Genomic DNA, 20,071 nt, shown 5'->3' with positions numbered 1-20,071 from the left:
CGTGATGATGTCGGTGGTTGCGACGTTCACGCCGCCTCCATGTCGGGCACACCGAGTTCGGTGAGGAAGGACTTCGCCCAGTGCCCCACATCGTGGGTGCGCAAATGGCGTTGCATGGTCCGCATACGGCGACGAGCCTCCGGCTTCTCCACGTGCACGGCCCGTAGCAGCGCATCCTTGACTGCGTCGGGGTCGTGCGGGTTGCACAGGAACGCCTGACGCAGCTCGGTGGCTGCGCCGGCGAACTCACTGAGTACGAGCGCGCCCCCGTGGTCTGCCCTAGATGCGACGTACTCCTTGGCCACGAGGTTCATTCCGTCTCGAAGCGGGGTCACCATCATCACGTCGGCAGCGGCGTACATCGCAGCCAGTTCGGTGCGACTGTACGACTGGTGCAGATAATGCACCGCCGGCACCCCGACCCGGCCAAATTCGCCATTAATCCGACCAACTTCACGCTCGACCTTGACGCGAAGTGCCTGGTAGTGCTCTACCCGTTCGCGGCTGGGCGTGGCGACCTGCACCATAACGGCGTCGGGCACGGTCAGCTTTCCGTCAGCCAGCAACTCGCGGAACGCCTTGAGGCGCAACTCGATGCCCTTGGTGTAGTCGAGCCTGTCCACGCCGAGGATGATCGTGCTGGGGTTGCCCAGCTCCTCGCGGATCTCCTTGGCCCGCGCCTGGATCGCCGGGTCCGCGGCCAGCCGCTCCATCTCCTTGGTGTCGATCGAGATGGGGAAGGCGCCGGCCTTGACCTGGCGGCCGTCCACCTGGATCATCTGCCCCTCGTAGCGCAGGCCGAGCAGGTGCCGGGCCAGCCGGACGAAGTTCTGTGCGGCCAGCCGCTGCTGGAACCCGACCAGGTCGGCGCCGAGCAGGCCGCGCAGGATCTCGGTGCGGAACGGCATCTGCATGAACAGCTCGATCGGCGGGAACGGGATGTGCAGGAAGAAGCCGATCCGCAGGTCGGGGCGGAGTTCCCGGAGCATCGCCGGCACCAGCTGAAGCTGGTAGTCCTGGACCCACACCGTGGCGCCCTCGGCCGCGACCTCCGCCGCCGCCTCCGCGAAGCGGGCGTTGACCAGCCGGTACGCCTCGCGCCAGCGGCGCTTGTAGGCGGGTGTCTCGACGGCGTCGTGGTAGAGCGGCCAGATCGTCGCGTTGGACTGGCCCTCGTAGTAGCGCTCCAACTCCTCGGCGCTCAGGGGCACCGGATGCAGCCGGATGCCCTCCAGGTCGAAGGGTTCGGGAGCCGCGCCGGTGCCGCCGGCCCAGCCGACCCAGGTGCCGTGGTGCTCCGCCAGGACGGGATGCAGCGCGGTGACCAGCCCGCCGGGGCTGCGCCGCCACTGCCGTCCCGCTGGGGTGCTCACCTCGTCGACCGGCAGTCGGTTCGCCACTACGACAAAGGAGCTACGGACGGTCACGATTTGCCACCTCCGGGTGCTGACGGGTCCCACCGCGATGAGCGTACTGAGCGTAGCTGCGGCGTCTGTTCCCCCGTGCCGGAGTCACCTACCCGTCCCAGACTCGCCGAACCGCGAACGTGATCATGTTGACAGGTCGGCCGCCCGCCGGTGGCCCGGGGTGGGGTGGTTGCCGGCGCGTACGGGCGGGCGGGGCGATGTGGGGAATGCCCGGCGTACCTGTCAGGATTGAAGGTGGCGTGCGTGTGGTCGGCTCCCGGCCGACGGCGGCCGGTGGCCGCGGCCCGTGCCCCGCACCCGCAATTCGGCGATCGCAACCCGACGGAGGTAGCCCGCACCGTGGCCCAGTTCATCTACTCCCTCAAGCAGGCGCGCAAGGCACACGGCGACAAGGTCGTGCTCGACAACGTGACGCTGGACTTCCTGCCCGGGGCCAAGATCGGTGTGGTCGGTCCGAACGGCGCCGGTAAGTCCAGCCTTCTCAAGATCATGGCAGGCTGGGACCAACCGAGCAACGGCGAGGCCCGGCTCATGCCCGGCTTCACCGTGGGCATGCTGGCCCAGGAGCCGCCGCTCAACGACAGCAAGACCGTCCTCGGCAACGTCGAGGAGGCGGTCGCGGGGACCAAGGCCAAGCTGGAGCGGTTCAACTCGATCGCCGAGCAGATGGCCACCGACTACTCCGACGAGCTGATGGAGGAGATGGGCAAGCTCCAGGAGGAGCTGGACCACCTCGACGCGTGGGACATCGACTCCAAGCTCGAACTGGCCATGGACGCGCTGCGCTGCCCCCCGCCGGATGCCGAGGTCACCCAGCTCTCCGGCGGTGAGCGCCGTCGGGTGGCGCTCTGCAAGCTGCTGCTGGAGGCGCCCGACCTGCTGCTGCTCGACGAGCCCACCAACCACCTGGACGCGGAGAGCGTGCAGTGGCTGGAGCAGCACCTGGCCAAGTACGCGGGCACCGTCATCGCCATCACCCACGACCGGTACTTCCTGGACAACGTGGCCAACTGGATCCTGGAGCTGGACCGCGGCCGCACCTTCCCGTACGAGGGCAACTACTCCACCTATCTGGAGAAGAAGGCCGCGCGGCTGGCCGTGGAGGGCCGCCGGGACGCCAAGATGAAGAAGCGGCTCTCCGAGGAGCTGGAGTGGGTCCGCTCCAACGCCAAGGCCCGGCAGACCAAGTCCAAGGCCCGCCTGGACCGGTACGACGAGATGGCCGCCGAGGCGGAGAAGACCCGCAAGCTGGACTTCGAGGAGATCCAGATCCCGCCGGGCCCGCGCCTGGGCAACACGGTCATCGAGGCGCAGAACCTGACCAAGGGCTTCGGCGACCGGCTGCTGATCGACGGCCTCGGCTTCTCGCTGCCCCGCAACGGCATCGTCGGCATCATCGGCCCGAACGGCGTCGGCAAGACCACGCTCTTCAAGACCATCGTCGGGCTGGAGGAGCCGACCGCCGGCCAGGTCCGGGTCGGCGACACGGTCTCCCTGTCGTACGTCGACCAGAACCGCCAGGGGCTGGATGGTGACAAGACCGTCTGGGAGGTCGTCTCGGACGGTCTCGACTACCTCATGGTCGGCAAGGTCGAGATGCCGTCCCGGGCGTACATCGCGGCGTTCGGGTTCAAGGGGCCGGATCAGCAGAAGCCGACCAAGGTGCTCTCCGGCGGCGAGCGCAACCGGCTCAACCTGGCCCTGACCCTCAAGATCGGCGGGAACGTGATCCTGCTCGACGAGCCCACCAACGACCTGGACGTGGAGACCCTGTCCAGCCTGGAGAACGCGCTGCTGGAGTTCCCCGGCTGCGCCGTGGTGATCTCCCACGACCGGATGTTCCTGGACCGGGTCGCCACGCACATCCTGGCCTGGGAGGGCGACGACGAGGACCCGGCCAAGTGGTTCTGGTTCGAGGGCAACTTCGAGGCGTACGAGAAGAACAAGATCGACCGGCTCGGCGCCGAGGCGGCCCGTCCGCACCGGGTGACGTACCGCAAGCTGACCCGCGACTGATCGGGGTCGATCTCCTTGGCTGACCGGTTCGTCTACCAGTGCACCCTGCGGTGGTCCGACCAGGACGCGTACGGCCACGTCAACAACGCCCGCTTCCTCACCCTCTACGAGGAGGCCCGGGTCGCGTTGATGTTCACCGGCGCCCGGGCCCAGGGGGTCGACTCGTTCGCCGACGGCGTGGTGATCCGTCGGCACGAGATCGACTACCTGCGCCCGGTCGACTACGCCCTCAGCCGGGCCACTGCGGAGGCGGCCCCCACCGTGCGGATCGAGCTGTGGGTGGAGCAGATCCGGGCCGCCTCCTTCACCATCGGCTACGAGATGTACGACGACGACCTGCTGGTCAGCCGGGCGCGTTCGGTGCTGGTCCCGTTCGACCTGACCCGGCAGCTGCCCCGGCGGCTCAGCGACGCCGAGCGCCGGTTCCTGCTCGGCTACGCGCCGAACGGCGGTCCGGCGTGAGCGGCCCCGGCGTCCCGGGCGCCGCCGGTGGGCCGCAGGCTGCCGGCGGCCCGGCGCGGGCCGAGGGCGCGGGACACGGGATCGAGGGCGTCGACGACGCCGGGGCCTTCCTGGCCCGGCTGGTCCGGTTGGAGCGCGCCGCGCTGGTCCGGCTGCGTCCGGCCGGCACGCCGGCCCGTACGGCCCTCTGGGCCCGGCTGCCGTGGGGGTGCTGGCGGTGCGCACGGTGGCCGGCGCGGGCGCCGGGGACGTCACGGTGGCCGCCGGAGAGCTGCTCGCCGCGTTGGCGGGCGGCCGTGCCGGGCTGCCCGCCCGGCACGACGCGCAGTGGCGCTGGGCGCTGCCGCCCGCCGCCACCCGGCCGGTGGAGACGTTGCCGGGCGGCGAGCTGCGCCGGCTCGCCGAGGCGGCGGCGGGGACCCTGCGGGAGGCCGCCGCGCACGGGGTGGCCGGCCGGGCGGTCGGCCAGCGGGCGCTGCGGGACGCCCTGCTGGACCACGTGGCGGTGGTGGTGACCCCGGACGACGAGCCTGGCCGTCCGGTGGAGGTGACCCAGCGGGTGGTGCAGGGTCTGGTCCGGATGGGCTTCCTGGGCCCGCTCGACGGATCGCCGGGGCCGGACGGGGTGCAGGTTCGTCGCGCTGGCCGATGGGTCGGCCTGGTAGGACCGTACGGAGCCGTCTGGTCGCAGAAGGCCACGGATCTTGTCGTACGGCCCTCAGCGGCTCATGCGAACGGATGACCACCTATCATCCTTCTGGGTTTGGGCTAGCGTTGGGGGGATGCTTCGTACCGGCTGTCCGGGTACCGTCCATCCTCGGATCCAACCCACCGTAGGCGACTGGATCCGCTGGGGAGTGAGGTGCGCGAGCGATGCCGTGGTGGTCATGGCGCCCCGGTCCCGCCAGTGGCGGCGACCCGGAAACTCGAAGCAGGATCACGGTGGAGGGTGCCGTCCGGGTCGGACTGCCGACGCCCCGCCAGCCCGAGGAGGACTGCCCGGGCGGGGAGCATCCGTTGATCGCCGACATGTCGGCCACGGTCGAGCCGGTCACCCTGCGCCGGATCTGTGACGCGCTCGACCTGCTCGACGTCCGCTATCTCGCCGACGGGGACGGCAACCTGCTGGCCATGTGGGAGCGGCACGCCGTGCTGGTCACCCTGGAGGGCCCCGAAGACGAGATCCTCGTGCTCCGGGCCCGGCCACACGCGACCGTGCCGCCGGACTGGGCGGACCGGGCCTACCGGGTGGTCAACGAGTGGAACCACACCCGGCGCTTCTGCAAGGCGTACGTGGGTGACGCCACCGAGCGGGGCCAGTTGCCGATCTACGCCGAGTTGCAGGTGCCGCTCGCCGCGGGCACCCACGACGCGCTCTTGGTCGAACTGCTCGACTGCGGAGCGGCCGTGTCGACCAGCTTCGTCGACTGGCTGCACGACGAGGGCGCCCTGCTCTGACCACGACCGCCCGGTCCGCCCGACGACCGGACCGGGCGCGTCAGGCCGGGTCCTCCATCGCGTTGACCATAAAGTACGCCGCCCGCTCCAGGTAGTCCCAGAGCTCGGTGGCGATCGCCGGCGGCAGGTCGAGGGTGTCGACCGCCCGTCGCATGTGCCGCAACCAGGCGTCGCGTTCGGCGGCACCGATCCGGAACGGCGCGTGCCGCATCCGCAACCGGGGATGCCCACGCTGGGCGGAGTACGTGTTCGGGCCACCCCAGTACTGGATGAGGAAGAGCCGCATCCGCTCGGCGGCCGGCCCCAGATCGTCCTCCGGGTACATCGGGCGCAGCAGCGGGTCGGTGGCGATGCCGGCGTAGAACTCGTCGACCAGCTTGCGGAACGTGGGCTCGCCGCCGACGGCGTCGTAGAGCGTGACCGCCTCGCCGCGGCGTTGGGACTCACCTGCGGGATTCACCGTTCCATCCTGCCAGGCGCCGGCCGGCGGCGGTCGGGTCGGGCGGCGGTGGTTCAGGTCACCGCGTGCCGCGGCCGGCCCGGCCCGACATGCCCCGATCCGGGCTCCTCGGGGGGTTCCGGCTGCGCTTTGTCGGCGGAGGCGTGCCGCGCCGAGTCGATGGCGGCCGTCACGGTCCGCTGGTCGGGCCAGCGCAGCGCCACCAGCGACATCAGCAGCACGCCGGCCGCGCTCCAGACCCCCACCACGACCGGGATCGGGAACCGCTCGGCGAGCAGCCCGGTCACCAGCACCGCCAGGCCCTGGATGACCTGTACGCCGGTGGCCATCACGCCGAAGGCCCGGGCCCGGAAGCCGTCCGGAAGGGCCTGCACGAAGAGGCCGTTGGCCACCGGCAGGATGCCCGCGACCGCGAACCCGCAGGCGGCGACGAGCAGCGCGACCACGGCCGGCGGTGGGTCGAACAGCGCGGGCACCAGGATCAGCGGGGCGAAGACGGCCAACGGCCGGAGCAGGAGCAGCCGGCGGGCCGGCGCGACGGCCCGCCCGACCAGCAGCCCGCCGAGGATGAACCCGACCGGGCCGGCCGCCATGATCATGGCCTGCGCCATCCCGGCGTGCATGCTGGCGTCGGCGCGTTCGTTCGCCCAGGCGGCGGCGAGCCCCTCGGGCACGATGGAGAAGAGCAGGGAACTGAACACCAGCACGGCGATCGCCCGCAGCACCGGCGTGCCGAAGACCATCTGGAACCCGGCGGCGGTCTCCCGGAGCAGGTGGCTGCGATGCTGGCTGGTCATCGCCGGCGGCCGGTCCTGGACGCCGAACCGGACGAGCGCGGCCGACAGGGCGAAGGTGCTCGCGTTCATCAGCAGCGCCGCGGTGGGATTGACCGTCGCCACGGCGGCGCCGACCAGGTAGCCGACGACCTGGGCCGCCTGTCCCACGCTGACGTTGAGCGAGAGCCCGAGGACGAGCCGATCGCCGGGCAGGATCAGCGGCATCAGCGCGGAGCGGGCCGCCTGGCTCGGTGGGTTGGCCAGGGTGGTGGCGAACAGCAGCACCAGGATCACCGGCACCGGCATGTCCCGGACGGCGATGAGCAGCATCAACGCCATCCGGACGAGGTCGCACACCACCATGACCTGCCGGTAGCGGTGCCGCTCGGCGATGGTGGCCAGCAGCGGCCCGCCGATCAGCCAGGGCAGATAGCTGACCGCGAAGGCGGCGGCCGACAGCGCGACCGAATCGGTGGCCCGGTAGACGAGGAGGGTGACCGCTGCCCTGGCGACGTAGTCGCCGGTCCAGGTGAGCGCGCTCGCCGCGAAGATGGCGCGGTACTCACGCTGGGCGAAAACCTCACGGAAGGTGGCCGGGCCTTCCGGAGAAGGTCGCTCGTCGGACACCATCGCCTCCATCGTCCCGGTGGCAGGCCACTCGTGATGGCCGCCCCGGAACCATCGTCAGATCTACGGATCAGCGAGGACGTGACCACGCTTGGAAGCGCGTGCACCGGATTCTGCCCGATCGTCTGACAACTGGCTAGGGCGAACGGTTGGAAGGTCGCATCTCCGACTGAACGAACGGACGATACCCGAGGGGCCGCTCGGCCGCGACCCCCGCCGGTCGGCTCAGGTAGCTCCACCCTGACCGGTGTCGGTCTCCGTATGAGTAGGTAGGCCCGGGTAGCCGCGGCCGGCCGCGATCCTGGCGGCGATGCCCGAGTTCTCCAGCGCCTCAGCGAGCCGGCGGCGCAGCTCCCGCCCCACCGCGAACTGCCCGTTGGCGGTGGTCTTGACCACCGTGCGGATCACCGTGCCCTCGACCGTTATCTGTTCGACGCCGAGCACCTCCGGCGCCTCCACGATCGACGGCGCCAGTTCCGGATCCACGGCGACCGAGGCGGCGGCGGTACGCAGCACCGCGGTGGCCTCCTCGGTGCCGGCGAAGCCGATCGGCAGGTCGACCACCACCAGGGCCCAGCCCTGGCTCTTGTTGCCCACCCGGACGATCTCGCCGTTACGGATGTACCAGAGCACACCCCGCCCGTCACGGACGGTGGTGACCCGCAGTCCGACCGCCTCGACCACGCCGCTCGCCTCGCCGAGGTCGACGTTGTCGCCGACCCCGTACTGGTCCTCGATCAGCATGAACAGGCCCGCGATCAGATCCTTGACCAGGCTCTGCGCGCCGAAGCCGAGGGCCACGCCGGCGATGCCCGCGCTGGCCAGCAACGGCGCCAGGTCGAAGCTGAACTCCTTGAGCACCATCAGCAGGGCGATGCCGAAGATGAAGGCCGTGGCCAGGCTGCGCAGCACCGAGCCGATCGCCTCGGCGCGTTGCCGGCGGCGCTCCGGAACGAACTCGCCGGGCGCCGTGGCGGCGGTCGGGATCCGCTCGCGCAGCGGGCGGAGCATGGTGGGCACCCCGGCGTCGGTGGTGGTCCGCACCAGCCGGCGGATCGTCCGGTGCACCAGCCACCGGGCGGCCACCGCCAGCAGCACGATCACGAGAATTCGCAGCGGCTTGACCAGGATCCAGTAGCTGCCCTCGGCGAACCACACCGAGCCGGTGAGATCGAACACCGGCTTGCACAGGCCCAGGCTCTCGTCCAGGCACTCCGGGCTGGGCGTTTCGGTCGTCTCCACCGGCGCGGGGGTGGGCGCGGCGGGGAGGCTGCTGAGGATGCTGACGGTCACCCTGTGTTCGTACCGCAACCGCCCGGCGGGCCCACCGCCGACCCTCCGGACCGTGACGCCGGACCCGCTTCTGCCGTCGCCGGGGGCGGAGGCCGCCGTCGCCTACCCGGGATTAGTACGTGCATTCCCGGGCGCGATCAGGGACGATTGGCGCAACGGACGTCGGTGATCCGGCCGGCGTCGGCGTGGTGCCCGGTCGTGTCCGGCACCGGTCGGCGTGGCGAGTTGAAAGCCGCTTGACCGGGAGGGTGACGCGATGCCTGACATACGACCCACGGTGGGCTCCGGCGCGCTGGTCCTCAACGCCACCTACGAGCCGCTGTGTGTCGTGTCGGTACGTCGTGCCGCGATTCTGGTGCTATCCGCCAAGGCGGTCTGCGTCGCCGACGGCGAGGGCATCCTGCACAGCGCCCGCAACGCGCTGCCGGTGCCCTCGGTCGTCCGGCTCACCCGGTTCGTCCGGGTGCCGTACCGCACCCACGTCGGCCTCTCCCGCCGCGCGATCTTCGCTCGGGACGGTTGGCGCTGCGCGTACTGCCGGGGACCGGCCGAGACGATCGACCATGTCTTCCCGCGCAGCCGGGGCGGCCGGCACGCCTGGGAGAACGTCGTGGCCGCCTGCGCCCGGTGCAACCACACGAAGGGCGACAAGACGCCGGCCGAGCTCGGGTGGCGGCTGCACGCGCCGCCCGCCGCGCCGAAGGGGATGGCCTGGCGGGTGCTCGGCCACCGGGCACCCGACCCGCGCTGGGCGGACTGGCTCGACCTCCGCGAGCCCGAAGCCGCCTGACCACCCCCGGGAACCCCACCCAGCCACCATTCAGCGCGCCTGCACGAGAGAGGCGAAGACCACCACGTTGTCCGCGTAACCGGTCTCCCCGCCGACCCAGCGTCCGCCGCAGGTGATCAACCGCAACTCGGGCCGACTGAAATCGCCGAAGACCTCGTCCGCCGGCAGTTCCTGCTTGTCGTACCGGCTCACCCGGTTGACCTCGAAGACCGCCACCGAGCCGTCCGACCGGGCGATCTCGACCCGGTCGCCGGGGCGGAGTTCCCGCAGCTTCTGGAAGACCGCCGGGCCGGTCGAGGTGTCGACGTGCCCGACGATGACGGCCGGGCCGTACTGGCCGGGGGTCGGGCCCTGGTCGTACCACCCGGCCTCCTGGGCCCGCTCGGCCGGCGGCGCGGCGATGCTGCCGTCCTGGGCGAGACCCACGTTGTGTACCGGCGCGTCCAGATCGATCTTGTTGATCTCGATGCCGACCGGCTGGCTCGCCGGCAGCAGCGGAAACTTCTTCGGCGGCGGCGCCAGCCCGGCGACGAACCGGTCGGGCAGGAGACTCACCCCGGTCATCCGCTCGACGCCGAGCATCGTGACGATCAGCAGCATCAGCGTGCCGATCACCAGCACCGGCAGGCCCGGACCGGAACTGACCCGTCGACGGGTCCCGACCGACCCGGCCTGGCGCTGCTTCGGCGGCAGTGGCGTGGCCGACGGGTCGGGCGTGGCCACGCTGGCGGAACCCATCTGGGCGGCGGTCCGGCCGAACCGGCCCACGGCTCCGGCCACCACCCGGCGCCAGGCACGGGGTGCTCGGCGGGTGGCGGGCCGGGCCGGGCGCGGGCCCGGTTCCGGCGCGGGGACGCGGGAGCCGGTCATGGCGACGGCGGGTCAGGAACCGCCGGCCCGGCGTCTGCTGCTGACCAGTCCGAACACCACCGCCGCGGCCACCGTCGCCGCGCCGCCGAGCAGCAGGACCGAGCCGGTGCTCCGGCCCGCGGTGCCGCCGCCACCGGTCGCCGGGCCCTTGGTGGGCTGTTCCATGTTCAGCACGGTCAGGGTGGTGCTGGCCGTCTGGCCGTTGTTGCAGCGCAGGTGGACCGGATAGTCCCCGGCGGGCTTGTTGCCCGGAACCGTGGCCTCCCCGGTGAGGAAGCCGTTGTCCGGCCGGAGGGAGACCCGGGGGAACGCGTCCGAGGTCACTTCGGCCTGCCGGTTGTTGGCGTTGTCGCAGCTGGCCCGGAGGTGCACCCGGGAACCGGCCTGCACGCTGTTCGGCGTCACCTCGACGAAGGTGTTGTCACCGGCCCGCGCGGGTGCCGAGCCGACCAGGACGAACGCCCCGATCAGCGCGAACGCCCCGAACAGTCGGACGATGGTCGACGGGACGTGACGCACGCCTCCGTACGGTCGCAGACCCCGCATGATCCTCCCTCCCGGCACCGGCGCACCGGCCCTGCTGGGGCGACCCGCGGTGCTTTCCCCCTGCCCGGGCGGCTAACCCGCAGGGCGGCGACCGGCCAGCGGGGCGGCTAGACCGCGCCGGGGCGACCGGCCAGCGGGGTGATGGGCTGCCAGTCGAGGGGGGTGGAGAGCACCATCGTGCTCGACGGCTGCCCGTACGGGGCGAGCCGGTCGATCACCGCCTCGAAGGCGCCGATGGAGCCGGCTGCGACCTTCAGCACGCTGCACGCGTCGCCGGTGATCCGGTGGATCTCCAGGATCTCCGGCCAGCCGGAGACCGCCGGGTCGTGCAGGATGCACCGGACGCCGTAGCAGGACATCCGGATCAGCGCGACCACCGTGCGGCCGGCGCGGGCCAGGTCGACGTGGGCGTGATAGCCGGTGATCACCCCGGTCTCCTCCAGCCGGCGCACCCGCTCGGCCACCGCCGGTGGGGAGAGGTGCACCCGCCGGGACAGCTCGCTGAAGGACAACCGCGCGTCGGCCTGCAACTCGCGGAGCAGGGCCCAGTCCATCTCGTCCACGCTCAGACCTTACGTGCGGCAAGCCAACCCCGGCCAGTGCCTTCCGTTCGGTAGGTCGATCAGCGTAACCGCCGTTGAACAGGCATTCCGTCCGGCGATCCCACCGCGAGATCATGACTGGACCGACGCCGGGAAGGAGCGGACGCATGGAGCAGACCGAACTGCGGCCGGGGAGCCGGGCGGCGGTGCGCCCGGTGACCGGGCGGCAGCGTGCGGCCCGGGCCGCCCGGAACGGCGGCGAGCCGACCCTGGAGTTCGCCGAGCGGGTGCCCTACGACGCGTACGTGCAGGCCAGCACGCTGCACCGGCTGCAACAGCCGTTGAGCAGCGACCCGGGCGAGATGTCCTTCCTGATGGTCAGCCAGATCATGGAGCTGTACTTCGGGTTGACCTGCCACGAACTGCGGGACGCCTGCCGGCTGCTGCGCGCCGACCGGGTGTGGGAGGCGCTGGCCCCGCTGCGTCGGGCCACCCTGCACCTGGAGGGGCTGAACGCCGCCTGGCGCGGCCTGCGCTGGATGACCCCGGCCGACTTCAACCGCTTCCGCAACCTGCTCGGCGAGGGCTCCGGCTTCCAGTCGGCCATGTACCGGCACCTGGAGTTCCTGCTCGGGCTCCGCGACCCGGCGTTGATCCGCCCGTTCCGCCGGCAGCCCGAGGTGCACGCCGAGCTGACCGCCGCCCTGGCCACGCCGAGCGTCTGGGACGAGGTGGTCGCCCTGCTCGCCCGGCACGGTCACGACCTCCCCGCCGAGCTGCTGGAGCGGGACGTGACGATCGAACACGAGTCGCAGGACGCGGTCGAGGCGGCCTGGGTGCGGATCTACGCCGACACCGGCCCGGACAATCACCTTCGGCTGCTCGGCGAGGCGCTGACCGAGGTGGCCGAGCAGTTCGGCGACTGGCGGCACCACCACATCAAGGCGGTACAGCGCACCATGGGGGCAAAGGTTGGCAGCGGCGGCTCCGCCGGGCTGGCCTGGTTGCAACGCAGCATGGCCCGGGTGGTCTTCCCGGAGCTGTGGTCGGCCCGTACCGCGATGTGAGGCGACGACGATGAGGACCTACGAGGAGGCGGCACCGCACGCCGACGAGGCCGACGCGGTCCGGCTGGACGCCGCCGACCCGGGACACCGGCACCTGTTCCACGTGCCGCCGGCCGAGGGGGGCCGCTACCCCGAGACGGCGTATCTGGCCGGCAACTCGCTCGGCCTGCAACCGAAGGCCACCCGCACCGAGTTGCTGGCCGACCTGGACGCCTGGAGCCGGCTCGGTGTCGAGGGGCACCTGGACGCGGAGCGCCCCTGGCTGCCGTACCACGAGTTGTTGACCGCGCCGGCCGCGCGACTGGTCGGCGCCCGGCCCACCGAGACCGTGGTGATGAACTCGCTGACGGTCAACCTGCACCTGCTGATGGTCAGCTTCTACCGGCCCGCCGGGGAGCGGACCCGGATCGTCATCGAGGACACCGCCTTCCCGTCGGACAGCTACGCGGTGCGCAGCCAGGCCCGGTTCCACGGCCTCGACCCGGACACCACCGTGGTCCGGCTCACGCCGCGTCCGGGTGAGGAGCACCTGCGGACCGAGGACGTCACCGCGTTCCTGGCGGCCGAGGGGCACACCGTCGCGCTGGTCCTGCTCGGCGGAGTCAACTACCTCACCGGCGAGCTGATGGACATTCCGGCGATCACCGCCGCCGGCCGGGCGGCCGGGGCGGTCGTCGGCTGGGACCTGGCACACGCGGCGGGCAACGTGCCGCTGTCGCTGCACGACTGGGACGTCGACTTCGCCGCCTGGTGCTCGTACAAGTACCTCAACTCCGGCCCGGGGGCGCTCGCCGGGGTCTTCGTGCACGAGCGGCACCACGGCGACCCGTCGCTGCCCCGGTTCGAGGGCTGGTGGAGCACGGCGGCGGCCACCCGGTTCGAGATGACCCCGGTGAGCCGGCCGCCGGGCACCGTCGAGGCGTGGCAGGTCTCCAACCCGCCGATCTTCGCGATGGGTCCGGTCCGTACCTCGCTGGAGCTGTTCGACTCGATCGGCATGCCCGCGTTGCGCGCGCGCAGCCTGCGGCTCACCGGCTACCTGGCGCGGCTGCTCGACGGGGTGACCGTCGACCGGCCGCTGACCGTGGTCACCCCCCGTGACCCGAGCCGGCGCGGCTGCCAGCTCTCGGTACGCCTCGGCGAGGGCAGCGCCAACGAGCTGACCAAGCGGCTGCGCCACGAGCACGGCGTGATCGCCGACGCCCGGGAGCCGGACGTCGTTCGGTTCGCCCCGGTGCCGCTCTACTCGACGTACCACGACTGTTGGCGGGTCGCCGACGCGCTCGCCGCGACGGTCCAGGAGGTGCGCCGGTGACGGGGGAACGCGACGAGATCGCGGTGGTGGGGGCCGGGCTGGCCGGCTGCCTGCTGGCCTGCTTCCTGGCCCGGCGCGGCTACCCGGTGGCGCTCTACGAGCGGCGGCCGGATCCGCGTACCGGGACGGTCGAGCGGGGCCGCTCGATCAACCTGGCGCTCTCCGAGCGCGGGCTGGACGCGCTGCGCCGGATCGGGCTCGCCGAGCAGGTGATGACCGACGCGCTGCCGATGCGCGGCCGGATGGTGCACCCGGTGGCGGGCGAGCCGGGGTTCCAGTCGTACAGCGTCTCCGGCGACCGGGCGATCAATTCGATCAGCCGGGGCGCGCTGAACAACGCGCTGCTGGAGGCCGCCGCCAAGCTGCCCGGGGTGCGGATCGCCTTCGACCACCGGATGGTCGGGCTCGACCCGGCGACCGGGCAGATGACCTTCGACACCCCGCAGGGCCCGGTCACCGCGGGTGCCCGGGTCGTGCTCGGCACCGATGGCGCCGGCTCGGCGGTACGCGGGCAGCTGCTCGAACACGGCCTGCTCACCGAGAGCGTCGACTTCCTCGACTACGGCTACAAGGAACTCACCATCCCGCCGCTCGGCGGAGACTTCGCGCTCGACCCGGGCGCGCTGCACATCTGGCCGCGCGGCACCTCGATGATGATCGCCCTGCCGAACCCGGACCGCTCCTTCACCTGCACCCTGTTCTGGCCCACCCACGGCACCGCCAGCTTCGCCTCGCTGGGCAGCCGGGCGGCCATCGGACGGCACTTCGCGCAGCACTACCCGGACCTGGTGCCGCTCGCCCCCGACCTGGTGGACGACTACCAGCACAACCCGGTCGGCCTGCTCGGCACCGTGCGGTGCGACCCGTGGCAGGTCGACGGGCGGGTCGGCCTGCTCGGCGACGCGGCGCACGCCATCGTGCCGTTCTACGGCCAGGGGGCCAACTGCGCCTTCGAGGACGTGGTGGAGCTGGACCGCTGCCTCTCCGAGTGCGCCGACGACTGGTCGGCGGCGCTGCCGCTGTTCCAGCACCGCCGGCAGGCCAACGCCGAGGCGATCGCCCGGATGGCGCTGGCCAACTTCGTGGAGATGCGCGACAAGGTCGCCTCGCCGGTCTTCCGGACCCGCAAGAAGATCGAGCACGCCCTGGAGCGGGCGCTGCCCGGCCGCTACGTCTCCCAGTACGAGATGGTCTCCTTCTCCACCGTCCCCTACGCCGAGGTGCGTCGCCGGGCCCGCCGGCAGTACCAGGTGCTCGGCGCGGTGGCGGCCGGCGCGGTGGCGGCGCTGGCCGGCGCGGCGGTGGCGCTCGGGCGCGGGAGGCGCGGATGACCCGCTGGGATCCCCGGCTGATGGCCGGGCACGCGCCGGACGGCCCCGGCCTGCTGCGCAACTTCGTCGGCGGGCAGTTCCTCGACGCCGGCACCCGGTTCACCAAGCGCAGCCCGGTCACCGGCGAGCCGGTCTTCGAGGTGGTCGAGGCGTCGTCGTCGGTGGTGGACGACGCGGTGACCGCGGCCCGGGCGGCGCTGCGCGGGCCGTGGGGCCGGATGGCGGAGCGGGAGCGCGCCGAGGTGCTGCGCCGGGTCGCCGACGAGCTGGAACGCCGCTTCGACGACCTGGTCGCCGCCGAGGTCGCGGACACCGGCAAGGCCATCTCGCAGGCCCGCACCCTGGACATCCCGCGCGGCGCGGCAAACTTCCGGGCCTTCGCCGAGATCGTGGCGACCGCGCCCACCGAGTCGTTCACCACGGTCACCCCGACCGGCGGCCGGGCGCTCAACTACGCGGTACGCAAGCCGGTCGGGGTGGTCGCGGTGATCGTGCCGTGGAACCTGCCGCTGCTCCTGCTCACCTGGAAGGTCGCCCCGGCACTGGCCTGCGGCAACGCGGTGGTGGTCAAGCCCAGCGAGGAGACGCCCGCCTCGGCCACGCTGCTCGCCGAGGTGATGGCCGCCGCCGGGGTGCCGGACGGCGTGTTCAACCTGGTGCACGGCTTCGGCCCCGGCTCGGCCGGCGAGTTCCTCACCCGGCACCCGGGCGTCGACGCGATCACCTTCACCGGCGAGTCGGCCACCGGCAGCGCCATCATGCGGGCCGCGGCCGACGGGGTGAAGGCGGTCAGCTTCGAGCTGGGCGGCAAGAACGCCGGCCTGGTCTTCGCCGACGCCGACCTGGACGCGGCGGTCGCCGGCTCGGTGCGCTCCAGCTTCACCAACGGCGGCCAGGTCTGCCTCTGCACCGAGCGGATCTACGTGCAGCGGCCGGTCTTCGAGGAGTTCACCGCCCGGCTGGCCGAGCGTGCCGGCGAGTTGGCGTACGGCTGGCCGGCGGACGAGGCGACGGCGAACATGCCGCTGATCTCGCACGCCCACCGGGACAAGGTGCTCGGCCACTACGACCTGGCCCGGACGGAGGGCGCGCAGGTGCTCGCCGGCGGCGGGACGCCCCGCTTCGGCGACGCCCGCGACGGCGGCGCGTACGTGCAGCCGACCGTGCTGACCGGGCTCGGCCCGGACGCCCGGACCAACACCGAGGAGATCTTCGGCCCGGTGGTGCACGTGGCCCCGTTCGACACCGAGGAGGAGGCGTACGCGCTGGCCAACGGCACCGACTACGGCCTGGCGGCGACGGTCTGGACCCGGGACGTGGGCCGGGCGCACCGGGCCGGCGCGCGACTGGACGCCGGCATCGTCTGGGTCAACACCTGGTTCCTGCGCGACCTGCGCACCCCCTTCGGCGGGGTGAAGTCCTCCGGCATCGGCCGCGAGGGCGGCGTGCACTCGCTCGACTTCTATTCCGAACTCACCAACGTCTGCGTGGACCTCTCATGACTGATATCGAGTCGGCGGCCGGGGAGCTGGCCGAGGCCCGGCGCAGCGGCAAGCCCTGCCCGCCGCTGCGCGGGCGGCTGATCCCCGAGGGGGACGTCGGGTCCGCGTACCGGGTGCAGCAGCTCCAGGTGCGCGAGTGGCTGGCGTCGGGGCAGCGTCGGGTGGGCGCGAAGATCGGGCTCACCTCCCGGGCGGTCCAGGAGACCTTCGGGGTCTACGAGCCGGACTTCGGTGTGCTCACCGACACCATGGCGGTGCCCGACGGCGCCGAGATCGCCGTGGACCGGCTGCTCCAGCCCCGGGTCGAGGCGGAGATCGCCTTCGTGCTCGGCGCCGACCTGCCCGACGAGCGAGTCACCACCGTCGACCTGCTGCGCGCCGTCGACCACCTGCTACCGGCCATCGAGGTCGTCGACTCCCGCGTCGCCGGCTGGGACATCTCCATCGTGGACACGGTGGCGGACAACGCCTCCAGCGGACTCTTCGTGCTCGGCACCGCGCCGCGCCGGCCGGCCGACGTGGACCTACGGCTGGCCGGAATGGTGCTGGAGCACGCCGGGGAGCCGGTGTCGGTCGGCGCCGGCGCGGCCTGCCTCGGCAACCCGCTGCACGCGCTGGCCTGGCTGGCCGGCACGATGGCCCGCGCCGGTGACCCGCTGCGCGCCGGTGACGTGGTGCTCTCCGGCGCGCTCGGCCCGATGGTGGCGGTCACGCCGGGCGCGGCGTACGAGGCCCGGATCTCCGGCGTCGGCTCGGTGCGGACCTGCTTCTCGAAGGAGACCTCCTGATGACCACGGGTGTGGCGGTGATCGGGTCGGGCAACATCGGCGCCGACCTGATGATCAAGGTGCTCCGGCTGTCGGACTCACTGCGGATGGTGGCGATGGCCGGCATCGACCCGGCCTCCGACGGCCTCGCCCGCGCCGCGCGGCTGGGGGTGGCCACCACCGCCAAGGGCGTGGACGGCCTGGTCGCGCTCCCCGAGTTCGCCGACGTCGAGCTGGTCTTCGACGCCACCTCGGCCGGCGCGCACCGGCACCACGACGCGGTGCTGCGCGCCCACGGGCGGACCGTGGTGGACCTGACCCCGGCCGCGATCGGCCCGTACGTGGTGCCGCCGGTCAACCTGGACGAGCACCTGGCCGAGCCGAACCTCAACATGGTCACCTGTGGCGGGCAGGCGACCGTGCCGATCGTCGCCGCGGTACGCCGGGTCACCCCGGTGGCGTACGGCGAGATCGTCGCCTCGATCGCCTCGCGTTCGGCCGGACCGGGCACCCGGGCCAACATCGACGAGTTCACCGAGACCACGGCCCGGGCGATCGAGGTGGTCGGCGGCGCCGGCCGGGGCAAGGCGATCATCGTGCTCAACCCGGCCGAGCCGCCACTGCTGATGCGGGACACCGTCTACTGCCTCTGCCCGGACGCCGACGCCGACCGGGCCGCCATCGCCGACTCGGTCGCCGCGATGGTCGCCGCCGTGCAGGAGTACGTCCCGGGCTACCGGCTCAAGCAGGACGTGCAGTTCGACCGGATGGACAGCTTCGTGCCGTCGCTCGGGCGGCACCTCACCGGCCTCCAGGTCTCGGTCTTCCTGGAGGTCTCCGGCGCCGGGCACTACCTGCCCGGGTACGCCGGGAACCTGGACATCATGACCTCGGCCGCGCTGCGCACGGCGGAGCGGCTGGTCGCCCTGCGCGCAAAGGGGTTGCCCGCATGAGCGAGCTGTACATCCAGGACGTGACGTTGCGCGACGGCATGCACGCCATCGCCCACCGGTACACGGTGGACCAGGTCCGCACCATCGCCGCCGCGCTGGACGCCGCGGGGGTGGCCGCGATCGAGGTGGCGCACGGCGACGGCCTGGCCGGCTCCAGCGTCAACTACGGCCACGGCGCGGCGAGCGACGCCGAATGGATCTCGGCGGCGGCCGAGGTGATGACGAACGCGAAGCTGACCACCCTGCTGCTGCCGGGCATCGGCACCATCGCCGACCTGAGGGCGGCCAGGGCGCTCGGGGTGACCAGCGTCCGGATCGCCACCCACTGCACCGAGGCGGACATCTCCGCCCAGCACATCTCCTGGGCCCGGGAGAACGGCATGGACGTGGCCGGCTTCCTGATGATGTCGCACATGAACGACCCGGCCGGGCTGGCCGCCCAGGCCAAGCTGATGGAGTCGTACGGGGCGCACTGCGTCTACGTCACCGACTCCGGCGGCCGGCTGCTGATGTCCGACGTGGCGCAGCGGGTCGACGCGTACCGGCAGGTGCTGGAGCCGACCACGCAGATCGGCATCCACGCCCACCACAACCTCTCGCTCGGCGTGGCCAACAGCGTGGTCGCCGTCGAGCATGGCCGGGTAGCCGGCGACGGCCCGGTCGGGTCGCCGGCCGGCCGGACGGTCCGGGTGGACGCCTCGCTGGCCGGGATGGGCGCCGGGGCCGGCAACGCGCCGCTGGAGGTCTTCGTCGCGGTCGCCGAGCTGCACGGCTGGAAGCACGGCTGCGACGTCTTCGCGCTGATGGACGCCGCCGACGACATCGTCCGCCCGCTCCAGGACCGGCCGGTCCAGGTCGACCGGGAGACCCTCTCCCTGGGGTACGCGGGGGTCTACTCCAGCTTCCTCCGCCACGCCGAACGGGCCTCGGCGAAGTACGGCGTGGACGTCCGCTCGATCCTGGTCGAGCTGGGCCGGCGGCGGATGGTCGGCGGGCAGGAGGACATGATCGTGGACGTGGCGCTGGACCTGGCGGGCGGGGGAGAAGCATGATCGGGCCGGACATCTCCGGGATCGCGGCGACGTTGGGCACGGCGGCCGACACGGCCACCGCCATCCCGCAGCTCGCCGCCGAGACCGGGCTCGACGTCGACGCCGCGTACGCGGTGCAGGCCGCCCTGTTGCAACGCCGGTTCGACCGGGGTGAGCGGCTGGTCGGCCTGAAGATGGGGCTGACCAGCAAGGCGAAGATGGCCCAGGTCGGTGTCGACGAGGTCATCTGGGGTCGGCTCACCGACGCGATGCGGGTGCCCGACGGCGGCGCCGTCGACGTGGCCGACTTCATCCACCCCCGGGTCGAGCCGGAGGTGGCGTTCCTGCTGGACCGGCTCCCCGAGCCCGGCGAGCCGGTCGGCGACTTCACCGACGCGGTACGCGCGGTCGCCCCGGCGATCGAGCTGATCGACTCCCGGTACGCCGACTTCACCTTCTCCCTGCCGGACGTCGTCGCCGACAACACCTCGGCCGCCGCGTTCGCGGTCGGGCCCTGGTCGCCGGTGCCGGACGGGCTGGAGAACCTCGGCGTGCTGCTGGAGGTCGACGGGCGGCTGGCGCAGGTCGGCTCGACGGCGGCGATCCTCGGCGACCCGCGCCGGGCGCTCGACGAGGGCATCCGGCTGGCCGGGCGGCACGGGGTGCGGTTGCGCGAAGGCTGGGTCTTCCTGGCCGGCGCGGCCACGGCGGCAGTCCCGCTGCGTCCCGGCGCCCATGTCCGGGCGGGAGTGGAGAAGCTCGGCACCGCCTCACTTCGGGCTTTGTCGTGATCTCGCGGATCGTCCTGGTGGGGGTTCCGGGCAGCCCGACCGGCTCC

General features: G+C 72.4%; 19 protein-coding genes and 1 pseudogene. 13 read left to right on the top strand and 7 right to left on the bottom strand.

Annotated elements, in window-relative coordinates; translation table 11 throughout:
* Positions 1 to 26: 26 nt before the first annotated feature.
* Entirely contained in the window at positions 27 to 1,427 is a 1,401-nt protein-coding gene (locus tag ACQPYA_RS25330; protein ID WP_433529573.1) for an alpha,alpha-trehalose-phosphate synthase (UDP-forming), read from the bottom strand.
* Positions 1,428 to 1,766: 339 nt separating this feature from the next.
* On the opposite strand from ACQPYA_RS25330, the gene ettA reads away from it, so the two are divergent.
* The 4 genes and pseudogenes from ettA (at position 1,767) to ACQPYA_RS25310 (ending at position 5,363) form a co-directional block, all read left to right on the top strand.
* A complete protein-coding gene (gene ettA, locus ACQPYA_RS25325) occupies positions 1,767 to 3,443 on the top strand; it encodes an energy-dependent translational throttle protein EttA (protein WP_433533610.1) in 1,677 nt (558 codons plus the stop codon).
* A gap of 15 nt (positions 3,444 to 3,458) precedes the next feature.
* Positions 3,459 to 3,905 carry an acyl-CoA thioesterase gene (locus ACQPYA_RS25320; protein ID WP_433529572.1) on the top strand — a complete coding sequence of 149 codons (447 nt, stop codon included), beginning with the start codon at positions 3,459 to 3,461 and terminating at the stop codon, positions 3,903 to 3,905.
* Positions 3,902 to 4,647, top strand: a pseudogene (locus ACQPYA_RS25315) (hypothetical protein). Before ACQPYA_RS25320 ends, ACQPYA_RS25315 begins: the two are co-directional and overlap by 4 nt.
* A 131-nt stretch (positions 4,648 to 4,778) precedes the next feature.
* Positions 4,779 to 5,363, top strand: a complete 585-nt coding sequence (locus ACQPYA_RS25310) for a YbjN domain-containing protein (RefSeq protein WP_433529571.1) — start codon at positions 4,779 to 4,781, stop codon at positions 5,361 to 5,363.
* Between the two features lie 40 nt (positions 5,364 to 5,403).
* Here ACQPYA_RS25310 and ACQPYA_RS25305 read toward each other — a convergent pair whose 3' ends face one another.
* The 3 genes from ACQPYA_RS25305 to ACQPYA_RS25295 form a co-directional block, all read right to left on the bottom strand.
* Positions 5,404 to 5,823: a globin gene (locus tag ACQPYA_RS25305; RefSeq protein WP_433529570.1), complete on the bottom strand. Its 420-nt coding sequence runs from the start codon at positions 5,821 to 5,823 to the stop codon at positions 5,404 to 5,406.
* Between the two features lie 53 nt (positions 5,824 to 5,876).
* Positions 5,877 to 7,229: an MFS transporter gene (locus ACQPYA_RS25300; protein ID WP_433529569.1), complete on the bottom strand. Its 1,353-nt coding sequence runs from the start codon at positions 7,227 to 7,229 to the stop codon at positions 5,877 to 5,879.
* 222 nt (positions 7,230 to 7,451) lie between these two features.
* Positions 7,452 to 8,519: a mechanosensitive ion channel family protein gene (locus ACQPYA_RS25295; RefSeq protein ID WP_433529568.1), complete on the bottom strand. Its 1,068-nt coding sequence runs from the start codon at positions 8,517 to 8,519 to the stop codon at positions 7,452 to 7,454.
* A gap of 256 nt (positions 8,520 to 8,775) precedes the next feature.
* Between ACQPYA_RS25295 and ACQPYA_RS25290 the strand changes: the two genes are divergently transcribed.
* Positions 8,776 to 9,309, top strand: coding sequence for an HNH endonuclease (locus ACQPYA_RS25290; protein ID WP_433529567.1), 534 nt, complete (start codon positions 8,776 to 8,778; stop codon positions 9,307 to 9,309).
* A gap of 30 nt (positions 9,310 to 9,339) precedes the next feature.
* On the opposite strand, the gene ACQPYA_RS25285 is transcribed toward ACQPYA_RS25290, so the two are convergent.
* The 3 genes from ACQPYA_RS25285 to ACQPYA_RS25275 form a co-directional block, all read right to left on the bottom strand.
* Positions 9,340 to 10,179, bottom strand: a complete 840-nt coding sequence (locus tag ACQPYA_RS25285) for a class F sortase (protein ID WP_433529566.1) — start codon at positions 10,177 to 10,179, stop codon at positions 9,340 to 9,342.
* Positions 10,180 to 10,191: 12 nt separating this feature from the next.
* Positions 10,192 to 10,725: a hypothetical protein gene (locus ACQPYA_RS25280; RefSeq protein WP_433529565.1), complete on the bottom strand. Its 534-nt coding sequence runs from the start codon at positions 10,723 to 10,725 to the stop codon at positions 10,192 to 10,194.
* A 107-nt stretch (positions 10,726 to 10,832) separates the two neighbouring features.
* Complete coding sequence (locus tag ACQPYA_RS25275; RefSeq protein ID WP_433529564.1) at positions 10,833 to 11,288, bottom strand: Lrp/AsnC family transcriptional regulator; 456 nt, start codon at positions 11,286 to 11,288, stop codon at positions 10,833 to 10,835.
* Positions 11,289 to 11,434: 146 nt separating this feature from the next.
* Here ACQPYA_RS25275 and ACQPYA_RS25270 point away from each other — a divergent pair, with 146 nt between their 5' ends.
* Genes ACQPYA_RS25270 through ACQPYA_RS25235 form a run of 8 tightly spaced genes read left to right on the top strand, consistent with a single transcriptional unit; the run spans position 11,435 to position 20,024 of the window.
* Complete coding sequence (locus tag ACQPYA_RS25270) at positions 11,435 to 12,334, top strand: tryptophan 2,3-dioxygenase (protein WP_433529563.1); 900 nt, start codon at positions 11,435 to 11,437, stop codon at positions 12,332 to 12,334.
* Between the two features lie 10 nt (positions 12,335 to 12,344).
* Positions 12,345 to 13,649, top strand: a complete 1,305-nt coding sequence (kynU, locus tag ACQPYA_RS25265; RefSeq protein ID WP_433529562.1) for a kynureninase — start codon at positions 12,345 to 12,347, stop codon at positions 13,647 to 13,649.
* The gene (locus tag ACQPYA_RS25260; protein WP_433529561.1) at positions 13,646 to 14,980 is read left to right on the top strand and encodes an FAD-dependent oxidoreductase; all 1,335 of its coding nucleotides are present in this window, start codon (positions 13,646 to 13,648) and stop codon (positions 14,978 to 14,980) included. The genes kynU and ACQPYA_RS25260 overlap by 4 nt, the downstream gene beginning before the upstream one ends.
* Positions 14,981 to 15,000: 20 nt before the next feature.
* The gene (locus ACQPYA_RS25255) at positions 15,001 to 16,482 is read left to right on the top strand and encodes a 2-hydroxymuconic semialdehyde dehydrogenase (RefSeq protein WP_433533609.1); all 1,482 of its coding nucleotides are present in this window, start codon (positions 15,001 to 15,003) and stop codon (positions 16,480 to 16,482) included.
* Positions 16,479 to 17,270 carry a 2-keto-4-pentenoate hydratase gene (locus ACQPYA_RS25250; protein ID WP_433529560.1) on the top strand — a complete coding sequence of 264 codons (792 nt, stop codon included), beginning with the start codon at positions 16,479 to 16,481 and terminating at the stop codon, positions 17,268 to 17,270. Before ACQPYA_RS25255 ends, ACQPYA_RS25250 begins: the two co-directional genes overlap by 4 nt.
* The gene (locus ACQPYA_RS25245) at positions 17,270 to 18,202 is read left to right on the top strand and encodes an acetaldehyde dehydrogenase (acetylating) (protein ID WP_433529559.1); all 933 of its coding nucleotides are present in this window, start codon (positions 17,270 to 17,272) and stop codon (positions 18,200 to 18,202) included. The genes ACQPYA_RS25250 and ACQPYA_RS25245 overlap by 1 nt, the downstream gene beginning before the upstream one ends.
* Positions 18,199 to 19,254, top strand: a complete 1,056-nt coding sequence (gene dmpG, locus ACQPYA_RS25240) for a 4-hydroxy-2-oxovalerate aldolase (RefSeq protein ID WP_433529558.1) — start codon at positions 18,199 to 18,201, stop codon at positions 19,252 to 19,254. The genes ACQPYA_RS25245 and dmpG overlap by 4 nt, the downstream gene beginning before the upstream one ends.
* Positions 19,251 to 20,024, top strand: a complete 774-nt coding sequence (locus tag ACQPYA_RS25235) for a 2-keto-4-pentenoate hydratase (protein ID WP_433529557.1) — start codon at positions 19,251 to 19,253, stop codon at positions 20,022 to 20,024. Before dmpG ends, ACQPYA_RS25235 begins: the two co-directional genes overlap by 4 nt.
* Positions 20,025 to 20,071: the final 47 nt, after the last annotated feature.

This window comes from Micromonospora sp. CA-263727 (assembly GCF_050942455.1).
Lineage (GTDB): Bacteria > Actinomycetota > Actinomycetes > Mycobacteriales > Micromonosporaceae > Micromonospora.
Note: the sequence above shows the minus strand (reverse complement) of the source record. Positions and strands in the feature narration are given on the sequence as shown.